The sequence below is a fragment of the Mesorhizobium bavaricum genome (assembly GCF_056781655.1).
Genome location: NZ_CM165566.1, coordinates 1,249,304 through 1,270,749 on the forward strand (window position 1 = coordinate 1,249,304; position 21,446 = coordinate 1,270,749).

A 21,446-nucleotide genomic window follows, 5' to 3' on the forward strand; every position below is an offset into this window, starting at 1 on the left:
CTGTATAGGCGCTTTCATTCCGCTGGGGCCGCTCATGTCGTTCATTCCTGACACCACCACGCTGATCCAGTTCGCCATCGCCACCGTGATCCTGGCGATCACGCCGGGGCCGGACATGACCTTGTTCGTCTCACGCACGCTGAGCCAGGGCCGCGCCACCGGCTTCGCCTCGATGGCCGGCGCGCTGTGCGGCACGCTGATCCACACCACGCTGGTGGTGGTCGGTATCTCGGCGCTGATCGTCGCCTCGCCGATGGCCTTCTTCGTGTTGAAGATCTTTGGTGCCGGCTATCTCGTCTTCCTGGCCTGGCAGGCGATCACCAAGGGCTCGGCCTTTTCGCCGGAGAAGAAGACGGGACCCGAGATTTCGCTGTTGCGCAGCTGGGCGGCGGGGCTCGGCGTCAATCTGCTCAACCCGAAGATCATCCTGTTCTTCATGACCTTCCTGCCGCAGTTCGTTTCCGCGCATGACCCGAATGCGCCGGGAAAGCTGTTTTTCCTCGGCTCGATGTTCATCGTGCTGTCGATCCCTGTGACCGTGCCGATGGTGCTGGCGGCGGAAAAATTCTCGGCTGCGATGAAGGCCAGCCCCCGCGTCACGCGGGTGGTCGACTATCTCTTCGCCGGGGTGTTTTCGGCTTTTGCGCTCAAGATCCTGACGGCCCAGGCGAAATAGGCGTTTTTTCGTTCTTCAACCACCAGCTTCCGGCCCAGCGTCCGGCGCTGAGCCAGTAGAAGATGCCGCCGACCATGCCGCCGCCAATCACCGCCATGATCGCGCTGGTCTCCCTGACCGCAAAGGTGGCATCGCCGGCGTGGTCGACCAGGCCCAGGAAAACGGCCGAGACCACCGCACCCGCCAGCGCGTAGAACAGCCAGTCGCGCCGGCCGAGGATTTCGGCAACCAGAATGACGACGCAGGCCGGCATCAGGGCGAAATAGGCGACGAACAGGGCGACGAAGGGAATTGAAAAATACAGCGAAGCGGTCGCCGTCGGATGCGCGTGCTCCGGCGCGAGCGAGGCCAGGAACAGGATGTTGAGGAAGGCGCTCGTCGCCAGCGAGGCGACCGTGTAGCCGAACAGGATGACGGCAAAACGGATGAGGTAGGCAATGAGGCGGCTCATTGCAAATCTCGGCGCATGCCGGACTTGCGCCCGGCCAGAAGCCAGTAGACCGAACCGGCGGCAATGCCGGCCGTGGCCAGAAACCCGAGGTAGCCCGGATTGAAGACAAAGCCTCCGGCCGAGCGCGGCATGGAGACACCAAAGGCGGTGGACGTGACCGCACCGGTGATGGCAAAATAGAGCCATCCTCGAAGCGAGAAGCGTTCGGCGACAAGGATTGCCGGGCCGACGATCAACAGCGCGGCGACCATCACGGTCAACACGGCGAGCGGGAACGAGCCCAGCCAGTCGAAGGCGAAAATGATCGACCAGTTGCCGTCTTCTATGCCTTCCAAAAGAGCGATCAACAGCACGGGGACCAGGATCGAGGTCAGCACACCGGCGATATAGCCGACAGCGATCATGGCGAGGCGCTTCGGCCAGGCGAAGAGGCGATTCACGCCTCGCCGTGCCCCGCAATCATCATTGCTTCCAGCGCCAGCCGGTCGACCTTGCGCATGCGCTCGGAGTCGGATTTCAGCTGGCCGCAGGCGGCGAGGATGTCGCGGCCGCGGGGCGTGCGGATCGGCGAGGCATAGCCGGCATTGTTGATGTAGTCGGCGAATTTCTCGATCGTCTCCCAGTCCGAGCACTGGTAGTTGGTGCCCGGCCACGGGTTGAACGGGATCAAATTGATCTTGGCCGGAATGCCCTTGAGCAGCTTGATCAAGCCCTTGGCGTCCTCGATGGAATCGTTGACGTCCTTCAGCATCACGTATTCGAACGTGATGCGCTTGGCGTTCGACAGGCCGGGATAGGCGCGGCAGGCGGCGATCAGCTCCTTGAGCGGATACTTCTTGTTGATCGGCACCAAAAGGTCGCGCAGATCGTCATTGGTGGCGTGCAGCGAGATTGCCAGCATGACGCCGATCTCCTCGCCGGTGCGGAAGATTTCCGGCACGACACCGGAGGTCGACAGCGTGATGCGGCGCTTCGACAAGGACAGGCCGTCGCCGTCGGAGGCGATCAGCAACGCCTTCTTCACCGCCTCGAAATTGTAGAGCGGCTCGCCCATGCCCATCATGACGATGTTGGACACCTTGCGGCCCTCGGCCGGCACGATGGCGCCGTCGGGCGTGTCTCGGTCGGGGAAATCGCCAAGCCGGTCGCGGGCGGTGAGCAACTGGGCGAGGATCTCCTCGGCCGTCAAATTGCGCACCAGCTTCTGCGTGCCGGTGTGGCAGAACGAACAGGTCAGCGTGCAGCCGACCTGCGAGGAAATGCAGAGCGTGCCACGGCCTTCCTCCGGGATATAGACGGTCTCGATCTCGACCGGCCGGCCGGCGCCGCGCGGCGGAAAGCGAAACAGCCACTTTCGCGTGCCGTCGGAGGAAATCTGTTCCTCGACGATCTCTGGCCTGGCGACGGTGAAGTGCTTGTCGAGTTCGGCGCGCAGATCCTTCGAAATGTTGAACATGCCGGCGAAGTCGGAAACGCCGCGCCCATACATCCAGTGCCACAGCTGCTGGGCGCGCATCTTGGCCTGGCGCTCCGGCACGGTGCCCGAAGCAACCAGCGCCTCGCCGAGCTCGGCCCGCGTCAGGCCGATCAGCGACTGCTTTTCCGGCTGTGCTGCGCGGGCGCGCAACGCGTCGCGGGCGCCCTCGGTGGTGAGATCGAATGAAAGGGTCATGGTTGCACTGATATAAGCGGTTTGCGGCCGATTTCACTCATCGTGCCGGAAATGGAGCGCGGCGCATAGCACAGGTTGAGGGCGGAGTCATGCGCTGTGCGGTGACGCACCCTCTTCAGAGATCCACTGATCGGCCCAAAAAGCAAAAGGCCGGCTTTGCGGCCCGGCCTGTCGGTCAGGACAAAGCTTTGCCTATTTGCACTTGGCGATCGATGACAGAGCCGCCGAAATCCCCTTCAGCGAGAAGACATAGGAGGTCGGGTTGCCGCGGCCGGACTTTGCCGTCACCTTCATGTCGGTGCCGGTCTTCATGGCGGCGATCAGCACCGGCTCCTCGGCGGCATTCTCGACCCAGGCCGACTTGCCGCGCGTGAACATCGAGAACGACTTCTTGTCGATGGTGACGGTGGCCTTCGAGCCTTCCTGGAAATTGTAGCCGGCGATGAATTGCGGCTCGTAGGACACTTGCTGGCCGGGCCGCTGGCTGACGAAGAAGAACATGTCGCCATGGTCGAGCGTCGGCGGCTGCTTGTCGGTCGGCACGGTTAGGACATAGCAGACCTTGCCGCCCGATGCCTGGTAGCTGTAGGTGCCCCAGGCATTGTGCTGGCCGATCTTGGTTGCCGACTGCGCCAGTGCCGGCGCTGCCGCGGCCACCAGGACCAGGCTCGAAACTATAGCAATCAATCCGCGCATCGCTTTTCCCGTATTCCAAAGGTGCGGAGGCAGGCCGGCTCGGCGTCCTGCCCGTCGCTTCATTTTGATTTAATCTGGGTTACCAAACGGTGAATTTCCTTTGAGAAAAGGATCCTCACCCCAGGAAACCGCCGCCATTCCCGCGCCGCCGCCTTGCGAGCGGGTGGCGCGACGTCCCTTTGGCGACTTGGAGGCCACGAAAGCGGCAAGAGTTTGACTTTTTGTTTTGCCGCCAAATGCCGGCTTCAAAGGCGTTTGGCGCGCGACGGGATGCTCAGCCCTTGTCGGCGATGGCATCCTTGGCGGCTTGGCGGTGCGCCGGCGTGATGTGGGCGCTGACGGCGGTGATCGCGGCGGTGAGCACGGCGATGTCGTCGGTGAAGCCAAGCCCCAGGACGAAGTCGGGGATGACGTCCACCGGCAGCACGAAATAGCCGAGCGCAGCCAGCAGAATGCCCTTGGCGCGCATCGGCGTGTTCTTGTCCATGGCGCAGTAATAGGCGGCCACGACCTCTTCCATGAAGGGGATCTGCCGCGCGGCCTTCTTCACCGTCCGCCAGAATTTCTCGCGCACTTCGTTCTCGCCGCCCAGCTTGCCGCCAAAGCCGAAGAAATCAAAACCGGATTGTTGCGCCATCAATGTCTCCTAGCAGGGCTCATGCGCATCCCGGCGCATGCCCGCGAGGGAAAATGTGGTGAAACCCGACCCCCGCTGCAAGATGCCGGCGCCGATTTGGGTCTTGCTGCTCGATTGCAGCACGGACAGGAGGCGCTCAGCCACCGAAATAGCGGTTCATCTTCTTGGCCAGATCGATGTCGAGCGCGGTCACGCCGCCGGCATCGTGGGTGTTCAGCGTCACGTCGACGGTCTTGTAGACATTCGACCAGTCGGGATGATGGTCCATCTTTTCGGCGGCGAGCGCGACGCGGGTCATGAAGGCGAAGGCTTCGGAGAAATTCGCGAAGGTGAATGTACGCTTGATGGAGGCCCCGTCCGCGGCCGGCGCCCAGCCTTCGAGCCCGGTCAACGCCGCGGCGACTGCTTCCTTGCCCAGTTTCTCTCTCGTCATATCCATTTCCTGTGCTAATCGAAAAATGACCCTCACCATAATGCATGTCGCCAAAAAGTGCGTTGCGGTTTTGGGATAACGACATGCACAAAAACAATTCTGGATCGATGAGCGCGAAGCCCATAAATTCCATTCTTTTCGTCTGCCTCGGCAACATCTGCCGGTCGCCGCTGGCCGAGGGCGTTTTTCGCGCCGTTTGGGCGGAGCGCGGATTGGGCCGCGATATGCTGCTCGATTCAGCCGCAACCAGCGGCTGGGAGGTCGGCTCTGCCCCCGATCCACGCTCGATCGCGGTTGCGGTTCGTCACGGCATCGACATTTCCCGGCAGCGGGCGCGCAAGGTCACGCCGCAGGATTTTCATCGCTTCGACCTGATCCTCGGCATGGACCGGGCGAATGTTCGCGACCTGAAAGCGCTGGCGCCGGCGGCCATGCACGACCGTATCCATCTGTTCCTGGAATTCGCCGCGGCGAAGGCGCGCGACGTGCCGGACCCCTATTATGACGGGGCGGATGCCTTTGCGTCGGTCTACCGCATGATCCGCGAGGCGTCGGAGGCGCTGGCGGCAAGGCTGGAGGCGCGGGCATCCGTGCCCGACAGCGGCCAGGCTTCCTCGACGATATAGGGGCCACCGCCGACCGAATCGCGCGACGACATCAGCACGAAACGACCGATGCGAAACGGCAGCGTCGAGAAATTGCCGCGTGCCGACAGATACTGGGCGACGTCCAGGGGGGTCGAATTGCGCAGGCGCGCCAGCGTCACATGCGGCATGAACTTGCGCGGGTCGGCGGGGATGCCGAGCCGCTGGCAGATGCGGTCGATCTCGCCCTGAAGGGCGGCAAGATCGGGCGAGGCGGATGCGCCCGCCCACACCGCGTGCGGTTTCTTCTGGCCGAAAGCGCCAACGCCGGACAGCGTTAGCGAGAAGGAGGGGCGATGGACGCGGTCGAGCGCGTTGGCGATCTCGTCGGCGACGTGACCCGGTACATCGCCGATGAAGCGCAGCGTCAGATGGTAGTTCTCGACGTCGATCCAGCGGGCACCGGGCAGGCCGCCCCGCAACAGGGACAGCGAAAGTGCGGCGTCACGCGGTATTTCGAGGGCGGTGAAAAGACGCGGCATGAAGAGCCTCCCTTCCTCGAATCGAAACATTAGCCCTAGCGAATCATCGAAAATCAAACGGAGCAAGAGGTTTGTTGGTCGCAGGCTTTGCTAAAAGCTTCCCTAACGGAAGCAATCGGTCTGATCTCACGAACCTCCCGGCACTGCCGCGATCGCCTTTTCGACCGTCGGCAAGATGCGTTCGACTATCTGGCCGACGCCTTGCACGCTGGGATGCAAGCCGTCCTCGAGCTGCATGCCAGGCTGGCCGGCGACGCCGTCGAGAAAGAACGGATAGAGCGGAACACTGTATTTCTTGGCAAGGTCCGGAAAGATGGCGTCGAAGGCGTTCTGGTAGTCGGGGCCGAGATTGGGCGCGGCGCGCATGCCGGCCAGGAGCACGGCAATCCCGCGCTCTTTGAGCTTGCCCAGCATCTCATCCAGGTTCTTTCTGGCGATGTCGGGCGAGACGCCGCGCAGCATGTCGTTGGCGCCGAGTTCGAGAATGACCAGCCGCGTGCCGTCCGGCACCGACCAGTCTAGCCGCGCCAGGCCGCCGCTCGTCGTGTCGCCGGAAACACCGGCATTGGCGACCGTCACATCATGGCCCTTGGCGCGAAGGGCAGCCTGCAGTTTGTCGGTAAAGCCCTGGTCCGGCCCAAGGCCATAACCCGCCGTCAGGCTGTCGCCGAAGCCGACGATCTTGAACGGTTCGGCACGCGTCGACGAAATGGCGCCGCAAATGGCGAGGAAAACGACGAAGCCTGCGGCAATCAGGCGTTTGAAAGACATGCGGCAGGCCCCATATGACCAAGGAATTCTTCCGACGGCATCCGGCAAGCAGAGCCTTCATTCTCCCATATAGGACGCTTTCATTTTGACAGAAGCCGTCATCGCGCTGAAAGACGTATCGCTGACACTTGGCGAAGGGGCGTCGTCCGTGCATGTGCTGAAGGGTGTCAGCCTCGATGTGGCACCAGGCGAGGCGACCGGCATCGTCGGTCCTTCAGGTTCGGGCAAGTCGACATTGCTGATGGTTCTGGCAGGCCTGGAAAAGGTCGATTCGGGAACGGTACGAATCGCTGGCGAGTTGCTCAACGGCAAAAGCGAGGACCAGATTGCTTCGTTTCGCGGCCGAAACATTGGCATCGTGTTCCAGTCCTTCCACCTCATTCCCAACATGACGGCGCTCGAAAATGTCGCTGTGCCGCTGGAGCTGGCCGGCCACGCCGATCCGTTTTCGGTGGCGGCGCGCGAACTGGCAGCCGTTGGCCTCAGCGACCGCGTCACCCATTATCCCGGCGAATTGTCGGGCGGCGAACAGCAGCGTGTGGCGATCGCCCGGGCGCTGGCGCCGTCGCCGCGCATTCTGATCGCCGACGAGCCGACCGGCAATCTCGACCAGGCGACAGGGCGGCAGGTTGCCGACCTGCTGTTCGCCAAGGCGGCCGAGCGCGGCATGACTCTTGTGCTGGTCACCCATGATCCGGCACTTGCGGCGCGCTGCTCGCGCCAGGTTTCGATGCGGTCGGGGCGGATCGAGGCGCCGGCAGCCGTCAAGGTCACCGCCTGATGCCGTTGTCACGGACGCTGAGGCTTGCCGTCCGTTTCTCGCTGCGCGAAATGCGTGGCGGCCTGTCGGGCTTCCTCATCTTCCTTGCCTGCATCGCGCTCGGCGTCGCGGCCATCGGCGGCGTCAACTCGGTGGCGCGTTCGATCACCGCCGGTGTCGTCAATCAGGGCCAGACGCTGCTCGGCGGCGATCTTCGCTTCCAGATCAACCAGCGCGCCGCCAGCCAGGCCGAAGGTGGCTTCCTTGACGGGTTGGGCGTCATTTCCAGAACCGCCAGCATGCGCTCGATGGCGCGTCTTGCCGACGGAAGCGACCAGGCGCTGGTCGAGGCCAAGGCGGTCGACCATGCTTATCCGCTCTATGGCGCGCTGGAGACGGAGCCGGCACTGTCGAAGCAGGAACTGTTCGGCGAAGAGTTCGGCGTTTTCGGCGCCGCAGCCCCCGATCTGCTGTTCGAGCGGCTGCATCTTCAGATCGGCGACCGGCTGAAGCTCGGCACCGCGACCTTCGAACTGCGCGCCAGGCTGGTCACCGAGCCGGACGCCGTGTCCGACGGGTTCGGCTTCGCGCCGCGGCTGATGATCTCGACCGAAGGCCTGGCCGCTTCCGGTCTCGTCCAACCGGGTAGCCTGGTCGAAAATGCCTACAAGATCCGGCTGCCCATTGATGCCGATGAGGCGCGGCTCAAGGCCATCCAGGATCAGGCGGCCAGGGATTTTCCGCAAGCCGGCTGGTCGATCCGCACGCGCAGCAATGCCGCGCCGGCGCTGTCGTCCAACATCGAACGCTTCTCGCAGTTCCTGACGCTGGTCGGGTTGACGGCGCTGGTGGTCGGCGGCGTTGGCGTTGCCAACGCGGTGCGCGCGTATCTCGACGGCAAGCGCGGCGTCATCGCCACCTTCAAGAGCCTGGGCGCTTCGGGTGGCTTCGTCTTTGCCGTGTATCTGGTGCAGATCCTGATCATCGCCGCCTTGGGCATTGTTCTCGGCCTGGTGCTCGGGGCGCTGATGCCGTTCGCTGCCAGTGCAGCACTTCAGTCTGTTATTCCGGTCCCGGCGGAAGGCGGCTTCTATCCCGGCGCGCTCGGCATGGCGGCGCTGTTCGGCTTGTTGGTGACGCTGGCCTTCGCGCTTCTGCCGCTCGGCCGCGCCCGCGACGTGCCGGCGACCGCATTGTTTCGCGAGATGGGGCTCGAGGGCCGCGGCTTTCCGCGCCCTGTCTATGTTGCGGCGGCCGTCGGCATAACGCTGCTGCTGGCGGCGCTGGCGATCCTGTTTTCGGGCGACCGCCGCATCGCCTCGATCTTCGTCGGTGCCACCATCTTCGCCTTCCTGGTGCTGCGGCTGGTCGGCGCGCTGGTGCAATGGGCGGCCAGGAAGAGCCCGCGCGTGCGCTTCGTGGCGCTGCGCCTCGCCGTCGGCAACATCCACCGGCCCGGCGCCTTGACGCCGTCGGTGGTGCTGTCGCTGGGGCTCGGCCTGACGCTGCTGGTGACGCTGGCGCTGATCGACGGCAATCTCAGGCAACAGATTTCCGGCAGCCTGCCTGAGCGGGCGCCGAACTTCTTCTTCGTCGACATCCAGAGCAGCGATGTCGATGCGTTCTCCGCCCTGATCGGCAGGCAAGCGCCGCAGGGAACACTGGCCAAGGTGCCGATGCTGCGCGGCCGGGTGATGGCGCTCAACGGCGTCGATGTCGACAAGGTGAAGGTGCCGGCGGAAGGCGCCTGGGTGCTGAAGGGCGATCGCGGCCTGACCTATGACGCGAAGCAGCCGGACAACGCAACGCTGACCGAGGGCAGCTGGTGGCCGGACAATTATGCCGGCGAGCCGCTGGTCTCGTTTTCGGCCGAGGAAGGCAAACAGATTGGCCTGAAGCTCGGCGACACCATCACCATCAACGTGCTCGGCCGCAACGTGACGGCCAGGATCGCCAATTTCCGCCAGGTCGAATGGGAGACGATGGGCATCAATTTCGTCATGGTGTTCTCGCCCAACACATTTGCCGGCGCGCCGCATGGCTGGATGGCGACCCTGACCGAAAAGAATGCCTCGACGGCCGACGACGCGCGCATCCTCAATGCCGTCACCCGCGCCTTCCCGGCGGTGACGACGGTCCGGGTCAAGGATGCGCTCGATGTCGTCAACCGGCTGGTCGGGCAACTCGGCACGGCGATCCGGGCGGCGGCAGGCGTGGCGCTGATCGCTTCCGTGCTGGTGCTGGCCGGCGCGCTTGCCGCCGGCAACCGGGCGCGCATCCATGACGCGGTGGTGCTGAAGACGCTGGGCGCGACACGCACGACGCTGATTGCCGCCTTCTCGCTCGAATACATGCTGATCGGGCTCGCCACCGCGATCTTTGCCCTGGCGGCGGGCAGTGCGGCTGCCTGGTTCGTCGTCGCGCGCATCATGACATTGCCATCGCATTTCATGCCCGAGGTGGCGGTGGCGACCATCGTCTTTGCGCTGGTGATCACGGTCGGCATTGGACTTGCCGGCACCTGGCGGGTGCTCGGCCACAAGGCCGCGCCGGTGCTGCGCAACCTGTGAAACCCGTCTGTCGGGACCGGGATTTGGTTAAATCGGCGTAATGTTGCCCCGCCAAAGGCCGGAAAACCCGATGGTGTGTGCCTCACGAAGCATTACACCCGGTTACGGACTTGTTCTTGACGCGAATAACCATCATATTTCGCCACAGGCATGCTGGAGCCCCGCCAGCGGCGCCTGGGTCCGATGGACCTGACACCCGACGGGGCAGAAGCAATAGAGGACTCCCATGGCTGAACCCATTCGCAACTATCAGACGCGCGCCGTGCCCGGCGCCGGCGTTGATGCAGGCATCGATCAGGGCCTGCGCGCCTACATGATCAAGGTCTACAATCTGATGGGGCTTGGCCTCCTCATCACCGGCCTTGCCGCCGTTGGCACGATCATGCTTGCCACCACTACCGATCCGGCCTCGGCTGTTGCTACGCTGCCGAGCGGCGAGATGCTGACCTCCTTCGGCTACGCGATCTTCGGGTCGCCGCTGCGCTGGGTGGTGATGCTGGCTCCGTTGGCCGCCGTGCTGTTCCTGTCGTTCCGCGTCCAGTCGATGAGCGTTTCGGCGGCGCAGACGACGTTCTGGGTCTATGCCGGCCTCGTCGGCCTGTCGCTGTCGTCGATCTTCCTGGTCTACACCACGGCCAGCATTTCGCAGACCTTCTTCGCTACCGCCGCGGCCTTCGGCGCGCTGTCGCTCTACGGCTACACCACCAAGCGCGACCTGACCGCTTTCGGCTCGTTCCTGATCATGGGCGTGTTCGGCATCATCATCGCGTCGGTGATCAATATCTTCCTGCAGTCGTCGGCGCTGTCCTTCGCCGTCTCGGCGCTCGGCGTGCTGATCTTTTCGGGCCTCACCGCCTATGACACGCAGAAGATCAAGGAGATGTATTTCGAGGGCGACGCTTCGGATGTCGCCGGCCGCAAGGCGATCATGGGCGCGCTGACGCTCTATCTCGACTTCATCAACCTGTTCATGTTCCTGCTGCAGTTCATGGGCGACCGCCGCTAATCAGCAGCGGTGGACCATCTGGTTCTTGAAGGGCGGCCCAACGGCCGCCCTTTTCTTTTGCGCCGAGTTTTGCTGTTATCGCGGGCAGAACAATGGCATGCATAAATAATGAGCAGCATCATCATCCGGCCGGCAATTGCGGCCGACCTCGACCGAATCACGGAAATCTATGCCGATGCGGTCACTCAAGGAACGGCGAGCTACGAGCTGGAGCCGCCCAGCCGCGTCGAGATGGGCGCGCGATTCGACAGTTTGATGGCTGGCGGATTTCCCTATCTGGTGGCGGAAAAGGACGGCGCCATGCTCGGCTATGCCTATGCCGGCGCCTTCCGGCCGCGCCCGGCCTACCGCTTCATCGTCGAGGATTCCGTCTATGTCGCGCCCGAGGCCAAGGGCCAGGGCGTCGGGCTGATGCTGATGCAAAGCCTGATCGAGGCATGCCGAGCTGCGGGCTTTCGCCAGATCATCGCGGTGATCGGCGACGGGCGGCCGGACAGCGCTTCGGTGCGGCTGCACGAAAAGCTCGGCTTTCGCCATTCGGGACGCCTCGAAGGCTCCGGTTACAAGCATGGACGCTGGCTGGACACGGTGTTCATGCAGCTGTCGCTGAATGGCGGGGCGCTCGCTCCGCCTGATCCCGACTCGCTGCCGGAGCGAAAATTTCGCCAGCAAAAATAAAGAGTTAAGCCTCGACGAGCTTCAGCTTGCCGTCGAAGATGCCCAGCACGCGGCCGAGTTCCTGGCCACGCTTCAGGATGCGGCCGCCCGCGGCGATGACGGCAAAGGCGCCCTGCTTGCGGGCCAGTTTGGGATCCTTGACGATCTGGAACAGCGGCACTTCGCTGGCGCGGCGGAACACGGAAAACACCGCCCTGTCGGTGAGATGGTCGATGGCGTAGTCGCGCCATTCATTGGCGGCGACCATGCGTCCGTAGAGCCTGAGGATCTGGTCCAGTTCACGCCGCTCGAAGCGCACCGGCTGATCGAGGCGCTCGCGTCGTGCCTCGTGCAGCGGGATCAATATTGCGGATGCGTCCCCATCCCCCGTCCCGCTGCCGTCATCAGTCATGCCTCGATCCTTCAAAATGAATCTTTGCCAACCAAAGTTGGCGCGTTCGCGGCTGAATTGCAAGACCCGGCAAAGCGAGGGCGGCGCCGCGCTGTTTTGGCAACGTCCAGTCACTTTTATGAAACGCCCTGTTGGAATTGGTGATGCTTCGCCACATTCTCGCCATTATTTATCCGCGCTCATGCCCCAATGTCCGACGAGTTTACCGGCGTTGCCTGAGACGGTTCGGTCCGGCACCGGCTCGTAAACCCCAAGCCCCCCGCCCACGGGTCTGCGTCGGATCGAACCAACCTCGGTCTTTCTTCGGAAGGATCGGGTGCGACGATCCCAAAACCTAAATGACCGACGTCAGAAGCAAGCTGACGTCGGTTTTTTGTTTTCAGGGTGGAGCGCGAGGCGGAAGTACCCCGCATTCGGTTGTTCTATCCAACACAGGCGCTCCTTCGCGCCCCTCTGTCCTGCCGGACATCTGGCCGTCATCTCCACCTTCGCCAATCTTCAACGCGGAAGGACGGGCTGGACGGCCAAGCTGCCGATCTCCCCCACGTGGGGGAAATGTCCGGCAGGACAGAGGGAGGCGCTGCGCCGCCGACATCTCAATGGAGCGCCTCGATCGAGATGTGAAAGCTTCCAGAGCGGTTTATCGTTTCACGGAAACGCCGAACCGCTCTATCTCTTTGTTTTGACGCAATTCCCAAGGGAAAGCGCTATGCGCTTTTCCGGGGAAAACCGTTTCACACTTTTCCTGGAATTGCTCTAAGGCTTGTGAATGAAGGCGGCGCCCAGAATCGGGCCGGGCAGGCCGTCCTTACCGACCGACTGCAGCAGCACGGCGCAGCCGCCCTTCTTGGAAATCTCGCTCATCGGCAATTCGTAGCGCTGCGCCTTGCCGTGCCACATGCCGGCGGTCTGGATGCCCGAGACCGCGTTCCAGTAGGTCATCTTGCGGCCGGTGTTCTCGCCCTCGGCGATCTTGATCGTCTGCGGCGGGTCGAAATAGACGATGACGACATGAGCATCGCTGGGGCCGGCCCCGGCATCGCCAGCGTCGATCATCACGCGGTCGCTGGTGCGGCTGACCTTGACGGCGACGCGCATACCTTCGCCGCTCCTGGCCATGCGGGCAAGCGCCCCATCGACCTCGCCGCGGCTGGCGCCGTTGACATGGACGCGACCGTTGATGACCGCCTGTGGCGTATAGACCGAGCGGCTGCCGAAGGCGCGCATATAGTCGTATTGCCGCTCGGTGTTCTCCTTGCGGCTCAGCGTGTCCTGCCAGCCGAGATAGTCCCAGTAGTCGACATGATAGGCGAGCGCGATGATGTCTTCCTTGGCGGCAAGCTCGGCGAACAGCGCATCGGCCGGCGGGCAGGAATTGCAGCCCTGGCTGGTGAACAGCTCGACCACGCCCAAGGGTTTGTCGGGCTCGGCGGTTTGCCCGGCGCCGGCAAACGCCGAGAAGGCCAGCGCAAAGGCTGCCAGCCACAATGATTTTCGCGATGCCATGGCCATTCCGATTCCCGCCGGTGGCGCCGGCTTTATTTTGGTTGCTAAAATATGTGGCAGAACCGGAAGTCAACGGGAAGTCACGTTGCGGTGAAATTTTGCCATTGCAACCGACTGTGGCGGCGCAATAGGAAAAAGGCTTGCACTTAAGGGTAGAAATCGATTCGGGCGGCAATCACGATGTGGCAATCTCTTTTGGCGCCGGTCGATCTCTATTGCGAGCGGACCGGGCCGGAATTCTGGTCCGAACCTGTTAACGCGCTGACAAACCTTGTCTTCATCGCCGCAGGTCTGTGGGGCGTGCGCGAGGTGCGAAGACTGGGCACCGGCACCTTCGCCGAGGTGCTGGCCTGGTGGGTGGTGGCGATCGGCATCGGCTCGACGATCTTCCATACCTTCGCCACGAGGGGCATGATCTGGGCCGACGTGCTGCCGATTGCCGGCTTCACGCTGGCCTATACGCTGTTCAACCTGCGCCGCTTCCTCGGCATGCGATGGGGCAAGGCGATTGCCATCTTCCTTATCTTCTACGTGATTGCCGGGGCGATAACCTTCGCAGTGCCGGACTGGCTGCGCCAGGCCTCGAACGGCACGACGGGCTATCTGCCGCCGTTCCTGGCGCTCGCCTTCTTCGGCGCCCTGGTGGCGGCGAGCGGCAATCGCGCCGGCTGGTACAATCTGGCGGGATCGGCGATCTTCGTCGTGTCCGTCATCTGCCGCATGATCGACCCGCTGGTCTGCGGCAGCTTCCCGCTCGGCACGCACTTCCTCTGGCATATTTTCAACGGGCTGATGCTCGGCGTGCTGCTGGCGGCAACGGCGCGGTTTGGTGCGCCACGCACGGAATACAGATAGGTCCGGCCAAAGAAAAACCGCCGGAGTTTCCTCCGGCGGCTCGGCATTTAAGTCTTTGTTTTTATCGTTGTCCCAAAACCGCTACGCACTTATGGGCGACATGCATTAGGCCGCAAGATCGCGCAGCACGTATTGCAGGATGCCGCCGTTCTTGAGGTAGTCAAGCTCGTCCAGCGTATCGATGCGGCAGATGATCGGCACGTTCTTCACCGTGCCGTCGCCATAAGTGACCTTGGCTGTCATCGTCTGGCGCGGCTTGATGGTGCTCAGCCCGTCGATCTCGACCAGCTCGTCACCCTTCAGATTGAGCGAGGCCCAGGACGTGCCCTCCTCGAAGACGAAGGGGATGACGCCCATGCCGACCAGGTTCGAGCGGTGGATGCGCTCGAAGGACTGGGCGATGACAGCGCGCACGCCGAGCAGATTGGTGCCCTTGGCCGCCCAGTCGCGCGACGAGCCATTGCCGTATTCGACACCGGCGAAGACGACCAGCGGCACGCCTTCCTTCTTGTATTCCATCGCCGCGTCGTAGATCGATTCCTCTTCCTTCGACGGGTAGTGGATGGTGTAGCCGCCCTCGCGGCCGTTCTCGCCCAGCATGTGGTTGCGGATGCGGATGTTGGCGAAGGTGCCGCGCATCATCACCTCGTGGTTGCCGCGGCGCGTGCCATACTGGTTGAAGTCGGCGACGCCGACACCATGGTCGGTGAGGTATTTGCCGGCCGGTGAGGCCGCCTTGATCGAACCCGCCGGCGAGATGTGGTCTGTCGTGATCTTGTCGCCGAACAGGCCAAGCACGCGGGCGCCCTTGATGTCGCCGATCTTGCCGAAACCAGCGGTCATGCCGGCGAAATAGGGCGGGTTCTGGACATAGGTCGAATTGTCGTCCCAGGCATAGGTCTGGCCTTCCGGCGCCTTGACGTTCTGCCAGTATTCGTCGCCCTTGAAGACGTCGGCATATTTGCGGGCGAACAGCTCGCGGGTGACGTTCTTCTCGATGAACTCCTGGATCTCGGCCGAGCTCGGCCAGATATCCTTGAGGTAGACCGGGTTGCCGTTCTTGTCCTCGCCGAGCGGCTCGGTGGTGAGGTCCTTGGTGACGGTTCCAGCCAGCGCGTGGGCGACGACCAGTGGCGGCGAGGCGAGATAGTTCGCCTGCACGTCAGGTGAGACGCGGCCTTCGAAATTGCGGTTGCCGGACAGGACAGCGGCGGCAATCAAGCCTTTTTCGTTGATGGTTTTCGAGATCGGCGCCGGCAGCGGACCGGAATTGCCGATGCAGGTGGTGCAGCCGAAGCCGACCAGGTTGAAGCCGATCTGGTCGAGTTCCTTCTGCAGGCCGGATTTCTCCAGATATTCGGCCACCACCTGGCTGCCTGGCGCCAGCGAGGTCTTGACCCAAGGCTTCTGCTTCAAACCGAGGCGGTTGGCATTGCGGGCCAGGAGGCCGGCACCGATCAGCACGCTCGGGTTCGAGGTGTTGGTGCAGGAGGTGATAGCGGCGATGACGACGTCGCCATGACCGAGATCGTGGCTGGTGCCTTCGACGGCGTAGCGCTTGTGGATCTCGGCCGCCTTTTTGTATTCGGTCTCCATCGCCTTGGCGAAGCCTTCCGGAATGCCTTCCAGCGCGACTCGGCCTTCAGGACGCTTGGGACCGGCCATAGACGGCACGACGGAACCAAGTTCCAGCTCGAGCAGGTCGGTGAACACGGGGTCGGCCGAACCGGTGTCGCGCCACAACCCTTGCGCCTTCGCATAGGCCTCGACCAGCGCGATGCGATCCTCGCTGCGGCCGGACATGGTGAGATAGCGGATGGTCTCGCTGTCGACCGGGAAGAAGCCGCAGGTGGCGCCGTATTCGGGCGCCATGTTGCCGATGGTGGCGCGGTCGGCCAGCGTCATGTTGGAGAGGCCCGGTCCGAAGAACTCGACGAACTTGCCGACGACGCCCTTCTTGCGCAGCATCTGGGTGACGGTGAGCACGAGGTCGGTGGCGGTGACGCCTTCTTTCAGCCTGCCGGTGAGCCGGAAGCCGATGACCTCGGGCAACAGCATGGAGACGGGCTGGCCGAGCATGGCCGCCTCGGCCTCGATGCCGCCGACGCCCCAGCCCAGCACGCCAAGGCCGTTGATCATCGTGGTGTGCGAATCAGTGCCGACGCAGGTGTCGGGATAGGCGGTGGTTTCGCCGTCCTCGGTGTTGGTCCACACAACCTGGCCGAGATATTCGAGGTTGACCTGATGGCAGATGCCGGTGCCGGGCGGCACGACGCGGAAGTTGCGGAACGCCTGCTGGCCCCATTTCAGGAATTTGTAGCGTTCCTCGTTGCGCTCGTATTCGAGCTCGACATTGCGGGCGAAGGCCATCGGCGTGCCGAACTCATCGACGATGACGGAATGGTCGATGACGAGGTCGACGGGCACCAGCGGGTTGATCTTCTGCGGGTCACCGCCGAGCGAGGCCATGGCGTCGCGCATGGCGGCAAGGTCGACCACGGCCGGAACACCGGTGAAGTCCTGCATCAGCACGCGCGCCGGACGATAGGCGATCTCGACGCCCGCCGTGCCCTTGTCGGTCAGCCAGCCGGCGACCGCCTGGATCGATTCCTTGGTGACGGAGCGGCCGTCCTCGTTGCGCAGCAGGTTCTCCAGCAGCACCTTCATCGAATAGGGCAGCTGGGCGATGCCGGTGAGGCCGTTCTTCTCGGCCTCGATCAGATCGAAATAGACATACTCCGTGCCGCTTGCGGTCAGCGTGCGGCGGCAATTGAAACTATCGAGGGATTTTGACACGTGCGATCCTTGTCTGTTCAGCCTGAAAGGGAACGGACGCCGATGGCATGCAATCACGCGCAAAGGTGCGGGTACGGCCATTTCCGCTGTCCGTTCCCAAGCAACCCGAGCCGTTCAAGGCGGCGCGTGCGCTGGTTCGGCGCTAATTCTGTTCCCGCGCCGACCGCTGGCACGGATGCACCGCATATAGAGAATTTTCTGGAATAGTTCTAGACAGTTGCAAAGCAAATTTGTGCGATGCGGCAGCTGCCGCGGCGGATGGTTTTCAGGGCAGGCGAGGGATGCGGCTGATCGCCGAAAATCTGGGCGGCGAACGCGGCGGCGACACGGTGTTTTCCGGCATCGGCTTTGCCCTGCAGGACGGCCAGGCGCTGGTCGTCACCGGGCCGAACGGCGCGGGCAAATCGACCTTGCTGCGGGTCATCGCCGGGCTGCTGCCGGTGGCGGAAGGCAGCGTGCGAATCGAAGGCGTTATGAAGATTGAAGACGGGGGCGAGGCATTTCCGTCGATCGCTTCAGCCTGTCACTATCTTGGTCACCAGAACGCGATGAAGCCGGCGCTCAGCGTTGCGGAAAACCTGCGCTTCTGGCGCGACTTCAACGGCGATGGAGATGCCGGCGTCGAAGAGGCGCTGGAAACGGTCGGCCTGGGGGGCATCGGCCATCTGCCATTCGGCTATCTCTCGACCGGGCAACGACGGCGGGCGGCGATCGCCAAGCTTTTGGTCAGCCAGCGGCCGCTGTGGCTGCTGGATGAGCCGACGGCGGGACTGGACAAGGCTTCGGAGGCGCGCTTCGCGGAGCTGATGACGAAGCATTGTGGAGCGGGCGGAATGATCGTTGCGGCAACGCATTTGCCGCTTGGGCTGGATGGGGCGGAAGCGTTGAGGATGGGAGCCTCACCCTCCCCACGAGGGGGAGGGTAAGATGCTAGCGCTCTTCCTGCGCGACATCCGCCTCAACATCCGCGCCGGCGGCGGAGCGTTGACCGGGGTCATCTTCTTCCTCGCCGTCATCGCCACCATCCCGTTCGGGGTCGGGCCGGATCTCAAGCTGCTTGCCCGCATCGGCCCGGCGATCCTGTGGATTGGTGCGTTGCTGTCTTGCCTGCTTGGTCTCGACCGGCTGTTCCAGGCCGACCGCGAGGACGGCTCGCTCGATCTGCTAGTTCTCGGCAACGACCGCCACATGCTGGCCTTGACGGTGCTGACCAAATGCCTCGCGCATTGGGCGGGCAGCGTGCTGCCGCTGGTCATCGCCGCTCCCTTGCTCGGCCTGTTCATGAACATGGAGCCGCTGGCCATCGGCGCCACGGCGCTGACGCTGCTGGTCGGCACCCCGGCGATCACCTTCATCGGCGCCGCGGGTGCGGCGGTGGCGGTGGCGCTGCCGCGTGGCGGACTGCTGATCTCGGTGCTGGTGCTGCCGCTGACAATTCCGGTGCTGATCTTCGGCGTTTCGGCGAGCTATGGCGCGACAGCCAATCCCGATCCGTTTCTGCAGCCCTTCCTCATTCTTGCCGCGCTGACCTTGTTTCTTGCTGTGCTGGGGCCGGTCTCGGCGGCGCTGGCCCTGCGCCACGGCACGGATTGAGTGACGTCAGTCGTGGTTTGCGCAACGTCAAAGGCTGCGGCGCGGCGACCGATTGCGAAGCCGATGGCGCGGGGCTAAGGGAAGGCATGTTCGAATTGGGCGAAACGATCGGTTTGGAAAGTGGCGCTTTGGCGGGGCTTGCCGCATGAGCGCGCACGCACTCTATGTGACCGCCGCCTATACGATCACCGCCGTGGTGCTGTCCGGGCTGGTCGGCTGGATCCTGCTCGACCAACGGGCGCGCAAGCGGGAACTCGCGGAGCTGGAGGCGGCCGGGGTGCGGCGTCGTTCCGACAAGGGCGCCAAGCCATGAGTACAGAGACGGAAACGCCGACGCCCCGTCGCCGCCTGTTCGTGCTCTTGCCGCTGTTGATCTTCCTCGGCCTGGCCGGACTGTTCCTGGCGCAGCTGTTGTCGGGGCGCGACGTTTCGGAAGTGCCGTCGGCCTTGATCGGCCTGCCGGCGCCGCAGACCAACCTGCCGGCGCTGGATGGCATCAACCTGCCCGGGCTCGATTCGAAAACGTTCGCCGGCAAGGTCACGCTGGTCAACGTCTTTGCGTCGTGGTGCGCGCCGTGCCGCGAAGAGCATCCGGTGCTGCTGGCGCTGGCGCAGGACAAGCGTTTCGTCATGGCGGCGCTGAACTACAAGGACCAACCGGAAAACGCCCGGCGTTTCCTCGGCGATCTCGGCAATCCGTTCCAGGCGATCGGTGTCGATGAAGCCGGCCGTACGGCGATCGACTGGGGCGTCTATGGCGTGCCGGAGACCTTCGTCGTCGGCAAGGACGGCAAGATCGCCTACAAACATGTCGGCCCGTTGACGGCCGAAGCGGTGCAGACGCTGCTGTTGCCGCAGATCGACAAGGCACTGGCGGCGCATTGATATTCAGGTGATGCCGGCCTGCAAACGGCGGCTTCCTACGCTTCAGGTGCTCACGTACGAAAAGTACGCTCCGCTCCGGTTCTCGGAAGCCACAGTTTTCGGCTCGGCCTGACCTGAATCTCAACGCGCCCAGGTGGCGCCGAGTCGATGGATTTTAGGATCAACCGTAGATCTGCTTGTGGACCTGGTAGAGCATTTCTGAGCGGTCGGCGCGCATGTCGGCCAGATCGCGGCTGGTGAAGCTGTCGATTTCGGCGACCAGGCGGTTGTAGTGCTTGCGCTTGGCAATGCTGGCACGAGCGCGGGTCATGAGGCTGTCGATGATCATAGCAAGGTGTTCCTTTTGGTGCCGCATTTTCGCGGACGTTTCTTCCTCCCTTGATCGATACGAAGCATGACATAGTAATGCTGCGTTGCAAAAAGAAGATGTTGCAATGCACCATTGCGCCCAGCGCATAGCCGGTTAACCGGCCCTTACCGGCAGTTCTGACGAGGTGGCATCACTTCCGCCTGTCGCGAGACCTCAAGATGCGGTGAAGCACTCATCATCGATCTTGCCAGATCGATCTCCGGCTGGCTTGATCGAGCCTGCAGCGCCACGTCCTTCCGGACGCGCAAGGAACGCTGTAGCACTTTCACTTTGCGCAGGATCCGTTCCGAAAATCGGAATCGATTTTCGGGGTCATGCGCTAGCCTGAACGCCGGGAGGAAAAGCATGGCCGCCGCAGACTATTATGAAATTCTCGATCCGCGTTTCGCGCGGCTCTTCAGTTCCAACGCGCAAGTGGAAAAGCTTTTCACCGGATGCCAGTGGGCGGAGGGGCCAGCCTGGTTCGCCGCCGGCCGCTATGTCGTCTGGTCCGACATCCCCAACAACCGCATGCTGCGCTACGACGAGACCGACGGCAATGTCAGCGTCTTCCGCCAGCCATCCGGCAATTCCAATGGCAATACGGTCGACCGGCAGGGCCGTCTGGTGACCTGCGAGCATTCGGGCCGCCGTGTCAGCCGCACCGAGTTTGACGGCTCGGTCACCACCATCGCCGATAAATGGCGCGGCAAGCGGCTGAATTCACCCAATGACACGGTGGTGAAATCCGATGGCTCGATCTGGTTCACCGATCCGAGCTACGGCATCGACACCGACTATGAGGGCGACAAGGCGGAAAGCGAGATCGGTGCCTGCAATGTCTACCGGGTCGATCCCGGCACCGGTGAGGTCGAAGCCGTCATCACCGACATGGTCAGGCCCAACGGGCTTGCCTTCTCTCTCGACGAGAGCAAGCTCTATGTCGTCGACACCGGCCGTACGCATGGCGCGCAGAATCCGGCCCATATGCGGGTGTTCAATGTCGGCAAGGGCGGCAAGAAGGTGTCGGGCGAAAAGGTCTTCGCCGACTGCACGGCCGGCCTGTTCGACGGCTTCAGGCTTGATGAGGACGGCCGCATCTGGACCAGTGCGGCCGACGGCATCCACTGCTACGATCCGGACGGCACGCTGATCGGCAAGGTCAAGGTGCCGGAGGTGACCGCCAATTGCGTGTTCGGCGGCAACAAGCTGAATTGCCTCTACATCGCCGGCACCACTTCGCTCTACATGGTGCGGCTGATGGTCAACGGCGCCAAGACCTATTGAGACTGTCTCGATTACGGCGCAGGTGGTTTGGTCAAACGATCGCGAATAGGAACATCCTGGGAGGACACAAATGCCATTCGTCAACATCCGCATCGTCAAGGAAGTGATCGCCGCCGATCCGGCGGGCAAGAAGGCGGACATTGCCAAAAGGGTCACTGCGGCCATCATGGACGCCACCGGACTGGGCAATGACGATGTCTGGGTGGTCTTCGAGGAGGTCAACGCCCGCGACTGGTATGTCGGCAAGACCGATGTCGAGACGCTGAGACGGAAGGGCTAATTCCTCGACGCAGGGTGGCGGGACAGCG

At 63.2% G+C, this 21,446-nt stretch carries 26 protein-coding genes; 14 read left to right on the forward strand and 12 right to left on the reverse strand.

Going from position 1 to position 21,446, the window contains the following annotated elements:
- Positions 1-34 precede the first annotated feature (34 nt).
- A complete protein-coding gene (locus tag AC1RZR_RS06015; protein WP_481827959.1) occupies positions 35-676 on the forward strand; it encodes a LysE family translocator in 642 nt (213 codons plus the stop codon).
- On the opposite strand, the gene AC1RZR_RS06020 is transcribed toward AC1RZR_RS06015, so the two are convergent.
- The 6 genes from AC1RZR_RS06020 to AC1RZR_RS06045 form a co-directional block, all read right to left on the reverse strand.
- Entirely contained in the window at positions 648-1,127 is a 480-nt protein-coding gene (locus tag AC1RZR_RS06020; protein ID WP_481827960.1) for a hypothetical protein, read from the reverse strand. The genes AC1RZR_RS06015 and AC1RZR_RS06020 overlap by 29 nt on opposite strands.
- A complete protein-coding gene (locus AC1RZR_RS06025) occupies positions 1,124-1,567 on the reverse strand; it encodes a hypothetical protein (protein ID WP_481827961.1) in 444 nt (147 codons plus the stop codon). The genes AC1RZR_RS06020 and AC1RZR_RS06025 overlap by 4 nt, the downstream gene beginning before the upstream one ends.
- Positions 1,564-2,799, reverse strand: coding sequence for a dual-specificity RNA methyltransferase RlmN (gene rlmN, locus AC1RZR_RS06030; protein ID WP_481827962.1), 1,236 nt, complete (start codon positions 2,797-2,799; stop codon positions 1,564-1,566). The genes AC1RZR_RS06025 and rlmN overlap by 4 nt, the downstream gene beginning before the upstream one ends.
- Positions 2,800-2,991: 192 nt before the next feature.
- On the reverse strand, positions 2,992-3,495 hold the full coding sequence (locus AC1RZR_RS06035) for an invasion associated locus B family protein (protein ID WP_091575980.1): 504 nt from the start codon (positions 3,493-3,495) through the stop codon (positions 2,992-2,994).
- A gap of 274 nt (positions 3,496-3,769) precedes the next feature.
- On the reverse strand, positions 3,770-4,132 hold the full coding sequence (locus tag AC1RZR_RS06040) for a YkvA family protein (RefSeq protein ID WP_477268866.1): 363 nt from the start codon (positions 4,130-4,132) through the stop codon (positions 3,770-3,772).
- Between the two features lie 136 nt (positions 4,133-4,268).
- Positions 4,269-4,565, reverse strand: coding sequence for a 4a-hydroxytetrahydrobiopterin dehydratase (locus AC1RZR_RS06045; RefSeq protein WP_477268867.1), 297 nt, complete (start codon positions 4,563-4,565; stop codon positions 4,269-4,271).
- 107 nt (positions 4,566-4,672) lie between these two features.
- Between AC1RZR_RS06045 and AC1RZR_RS06050 the strand changes: the two genes are divergently transcribed.
- Complete coding sequence (locus AC1RZR_RS06050; RefSeq protein ID WP_477269822.1) at positions 4,673-5,191, forward strand: low molecular weight protein-tyrosine-phosphatase; 519 nt, start codon at positions 4,673-4,675, stop codon at positions 5,189-5,191.
- Here AC1RZR_RS06050 and thpR read toward each other — a convergent pair.
- Both thpR and AC1RZR_RS06060 read right to left on the reverse strand, forming a co-directional pair.
- Positions 5,095-5,691 carry an RNA 2',3'-cyclic phosphodiesterase gene (gene thpR / locus AC1RZR_RS06055; protein ID WP_477268868.1) on the reverse strand — a complete coding sequence of 199 codons (597 nt, stop codon included), beginning with the start codon at positions 5,689-5,691 and terminating at the stop codon, positions 5,095-5,097. The genes AC1RZR_RS06050 and thpR overlap by 97 nt on opposite strands.
- Positions 5,692-5,817: 126 nt before the next feature.
- On the reverse strand, positions 5,818-6,462 hold the full coding sequence (locus tag AC1RZR_RS06060) for an arylesterase (protein WP_477268869.1): 645 nt from the start codon (positions 6,460-6,462) through the stop codon (positions 5,818-5,820).
- 85 nt (positions 6,463-6,547) lie between these two features.
- Between AC1RZR_RS06060 and AC1RZR_RS06065 the strand changes: the two genes are divergently transcribed.
- From AC1RZR_RS06065 to AC1RZR_RS06080, 4 genes are all read left to right on the forward strand, one after another.
- On the forward strand, positions 6,548-7,243 hold the full coding sequence (locus AC1RZR_RS06065) for an ABC transporter ATP-binding protein (protein WP_477268870.1): 696 nt from the start codon (positions 6,548-6,550) through the stop codon (positions 7,241-7,243).
- Positions 7,243-9,792, forward strand: coding sequence for an ABC transporter permease (locus AC1RZR_RS06070; protein ID WP_477268871.1), 2,550 nt, complete (start codon positions 7,243-7,245; stop codon positions 9,790-9,792). Before AC1RZR_RS06065 ends, AC1RZR_RS06070 begins: the two co-directional genes overlap by 1 nt.
- Before the next feature lie 226 nt (positions 9,793-10,018).
- Positions 10,019-10,798 (forward strand): Bax inhibitor-1/YccA family protein, encoded by a 780-nt coding sequence (locus AC1RZR_RS06075; RefSeq protein ID WP_379094478.1) that lies wholly within the window; start codon positions 10,019-10,021, stop codon positions 10,796-10,798.
- Positions 10,799-10,906: 108 nt separating this feature from the next.
- Positions 10,907-11,476, forward strand: coding sequence for a GNAT family N-acetyltransferase (locus AC1RZR_RS06080; RefSeq protein ID WP_481827963.1), 570 nt, complete (start codon positions 10,907-10,909; stop codon positions 11,474-11,476).
- Positions 11,477-11,480: 4 nt separating this feature from the next.
- On the opposite strand, the gene AC1RZR_RS06085 is transcribed toward AC1RZR_RS06080, so the two are convergent.
- Positions 11,481-11,867: a DUF2794 domain-containing protein gene (locus AC1RZR_RS06085; protein ID WP_481827964.1), complete on the reverse strand. Its 387-nt coding sequence runs from the start codon at positions 11,865-11,867 to the stop codon at positions 11,481-11,483.
- A 756-nt stretch (positions 11,868-12,623) separates the two neighbouring features.
- Positions 12,624-13,379 (reverse strand): DUF1223 domain-containing protein, encoded by a 756-nt coding sequence (locus AC1RZR_RS06090; protein ID WP_477268874.1) that lies wholly within the window; start codon positions 13,377-13,379, stop codon positions 12,624-12,626.
- A gap of 174 nt (positions 13,380-13,553) precedes the next feature.
- Between AC1RZR_RS06090 and AC1RZR_RS06095 the strand changes: the two genes are divergently transcribed.
- Positions 13,554-14,228, forward strand: coding sequence for a ceramidase domain-containing protein (locus AC1RZR_RS06095; protein WP_481827965.1), 675 nt, complete (start codon positions 13,554-13,556; stop codon positions 14,226-14,228).
- 105 nt (positions 14,229-14,333) lie between these two features.
- Here AC1RZR_RS06095 and acnA read toward each other — a convergent pair whose 3' ends face one another.
- Positions 14,334-17,024, reverse strand: a complete 2,691-nt coding sequence (gene acnA, locus AC1RZR_RS06100) for an aconitate hydratase AcnA (protein ID WP_481827966.1) — start codon at positions 17,022-17,024, stop codon at positions 14,334-14,336.
- A gap of 281 nt (positions 17,025-17,305) precedes the next feature.
- Between acnA and ccmA the strand changes: the two genes are divergently transcribed.
- Genes ccmA through AC1RZR_RS06125 form a run of 5 tightly spaced genes read left to right on the forward strand, consistent with a single transcriptional unit; the run spans position 17,306 to position 19,502 of the window.
- Complete coding sequence (gene ccmA, locus AC1RZR_RS06105; protein ID WP_481827967.1) at positions 17,306-17,950, forward strand: heme ABC exporter ATP-binding protein CcmA; 645 nt, start codon at positions 17,306-17,308, stop codon at positions 17,948-17,950.
- Position 17,951: 1 nt separating this feature from the next.
- Positions 17,952-18,617 carry a heme exporter protein CcmB gene (gene ccmB, locus AC1RZR_RS06110; RefSeq protein WP_481827968.1) on the forward strand — a complete coding sequence of 222 codons (666 nt, stop codon included), beginning with the start codon at positions 17,952-17,954 and terminating at the stop codon, positions 18,615-18,617.
- Positions 18,614-18,766, forward strand: a complete 153-nt coding sequence (locus AC1RZR_RS06115) for a hypothetical protein (protein ID WP_481827969.1) — start codon at positions 18,614-18,616, stop codon at positions 18,764-18,766. Before ccmB ends, AC1RZR_RS06115 begins: the two co-directional genes overlap by 4 nt.
- Positions 18,763-18,930 carry a heme exporter protein CcmD gene (gene ccmD, locus AC1RZR_RS06120; RefSeq protein ID WP_481827970.1) on the forward strand — a complete coding sequence of 56 codons (168 nt, stop codon included), beginning with the start codon at positions 18,763-18,765 and terminating at the stop codon, positions 18,928-18,930. Before AC1RZR_RS06115 ends, ccmD begins: the two co-directional genes overlap by 4 nt.
- Complete coding sequence (locus AC1RZR_RS06125; protein ID WP_481827971.1) at positions 18,927-19,502, forward strand: DsbE family thiol:disulfide interchange protein; 576 nt, start codon at positions 18,927-18,929, stop codon at positions 19,500-19,502. Before ccmD ends, AC1RZR_RS06125 begins: the two co-directional genes overlap by 4 nt.
- Positions 19,503-19,662: 160 nt before the next feature.
- On the opposite strand, the gene AC1RZR_RS06130 is transcribed toward AC1RZR_RS06125, so the two are convergent.
- The gene (locus AC1RZR_RS06130) at positions 19,663-19,830 is read right to left on the reverse strand and encodes a hypothetical protein (RefSeq protein WP_379094494.1); all 168 of its coding nucleotides are present in this window, start codon (positions 19,828-19,830) and stop codon (positions 19,663-19,665) included.
- 387 nt (positions 19,831-20,217) lie between these two features.
- Between AC1RZR_RS06130 and AC1RZR_RS06135 the strand changes: the two genes are divergently transcribed.
- Together AC1RZR_RS06135 and AC1RZR_RS06140 are read left to right on the forward strand one after the other, a co-directional pair.
- On the forward strand, positions 20,218-21,138 hold the full coding sequence (locus tag AC1RZR_RS06135; protein ID WP_477268881.1) for an SMP-30/gluconolactonase/LRE family protein: 921 nt from the start codon (positions 20,218-20,220) through the stop codon (positions 21,136-21,138).
- A gap of 70 nt (positions 21,139-21,208) precedes the next feature.
- Positions 21,209-21,418 (forward strand): tautomerase family protein, encoded by a 210-nt coding sequence (locus AC1RZR_RS06140; RefSeq protein ID WP_379094498.1) that lies wholly within the window; start codon positions 21,209-21,211, stop codon positions 21,416-21,418.
- The last annotated feature ends 28 nt before the right edge of the window (positions 21,419-21,446 follow it).

Bases quoted from the DNA above. Each gene is read 5' to 3' on its own strand.
- AC1RZR_RS06015 (WP_481827959.1), top strand. From the start codon at position 35: ATGTCGTTCATTCCTGACACCACCACGCTGATCCAGTTCGCCATCGCC.
- AC1RZR_RS06020 (WP_481827960.1), bottom strand. From the start codon at position 1,127: ATGAGCCGCCTCATTGCCTACCTCATCCGTTTTGCCGTCATCCTGTTC.
- rlmN (WP_481827962.1), bottom strand. From the start codon at position 2,799: ATGACCCTTTCATTCGATCTCACCACCGAGGGCGCCCGCGACGCGTTG.
- AC1RZR_RS06035 (WP_091575980.1), bottom strand. From the start codon at position 3,495: ATGCGCGGATTGATTGCTATAGTTTCGAGCCTGGTCCTGGTGGCCGCG.
- AC1RZR_RS06040 (WP_477268866.1), bottom strand. From the start codon at position 4,132: ATGGCGCAACAATCCGGTTTTGATTTCTTCGGCTTTGGCGGCAAGCTG.
- AC1RZR_RS06045 (WP_477268867.1), bottom strand. From the start codon at position 4,565: ATGACGAGAGAGAAACTGGGCAAGGAAGCAGTCGCCGCGGCGTTGACC.
- AC1RZR_RS06050 (WP_477269822.1), top strand. From the start codon at position 4,673: ATGAGCGCGAAGCCCATAAATTCCATTCTTTTCGTCTGCCTCGGCAAC.
- thpR (WP_477268868.1), bottom strand. From the start codon at position 5,691: ATGCCGCGTCTTTTCACCGCCCTCGAAATACCGCGTGACGCCGCACTT.
- AC1RZR_RS06060 (WP_477268869.1), bottom strand. From the start codon at position 6,462: ATGTCTTTCAAACGCCTGATTGCCGCAGGCTTCGTCGTTTTCCTCGCC.
- AC1RZR_RS06070 (WP_477268871.1), top strand. From the start codon at position 7,243: ATGCCGTTGTCACGGACGCTGAGGCTTGCCGTCCGTTTCTCGCTGCGC.
- AC1RZR_RS06075 (WP_379094478.1), top strand. From the start codon at position 10,019: ATGGCTGAACCCATTCGCAACTATCAGACGCGCGCCGTGCCCGGCGCC.
- AC1RZR_RS06080 (WP_481827963.1), top strand. From the start codon at position 10,907: ATGAGCAGCATCATCATCCGGCCGGCAATTGCGGCCGACCTCGACCGA.
- AC1RZR_RS06085 (WP_481827964.1), bottom strand. From the start codon at position 11,867: ATGACTGATGACGGCAGCGGGACGGGGGATGGGGACGCATCCGCAATA.
- AC1RZR_RS06090 (WP_477268874.1), bottom strand. From the start codon at position 13,379: ATGGCCATGGCATCGCGAAAATCATTGTGGCTGGCAGCCTTTGCGCTG.
- AC1RZR_RS06095 (WP_481827965.1), top strand. From the start codon at position 13,554: ATGTGGCAATCTCTTTTGGCGCCGGTCGATCTCTATTGCGAGCGGACC.
- ccmA (WP_481827967.1), top strand. From the start codon at position 17,306: ATGCGGCTGATCGCCGAAAATCTGGGCGGCGAACGCGGCGGCGACACG.
- ccmB (WP_481827968.1), top strand. From the start codon at position 17,952: ATGCTAGCGCTCTTCCTGCGCGACATCCGCCTCAACATCCGCGCCGGC.
- ccmD (WP_481827970.1), top strand. From the start codon at position 18,763: ATGAGCGCGCACGCACTCTATGTGACCGCCGCCTATACGATCACCGCC.
- AC1RZR_RS06125 (WP_481827971.1), top strand. From the start codon at position 18,927: ATGAGTACAGAGACGGAAACGCCGACGCCCCGTCGCCGCCTGTTCGTG.
- AC1RZR_RS06130 (WP_379094494.1), bottom strand. From the start codon at position 19,830: ATGATCATCGACAGCCTCATGACCCGCGCTCGTGCCAGCATTGCCAAG.
- AC1RZR_RS06135 (WP_477268881.1), top strand. From the start codon at position 20,218: ATGGCCGCCGCAGACTATTATGAAATTCTCGATCCGCGTTTCGCGCGG.
- AC1RZR_RS06140 (WP_379094498.1), top strand. From the start codon at position 21,209: ATGCCATTCGTCAACATCCGCATCGTCAAGGAAGTGATCGCCGCCGAT.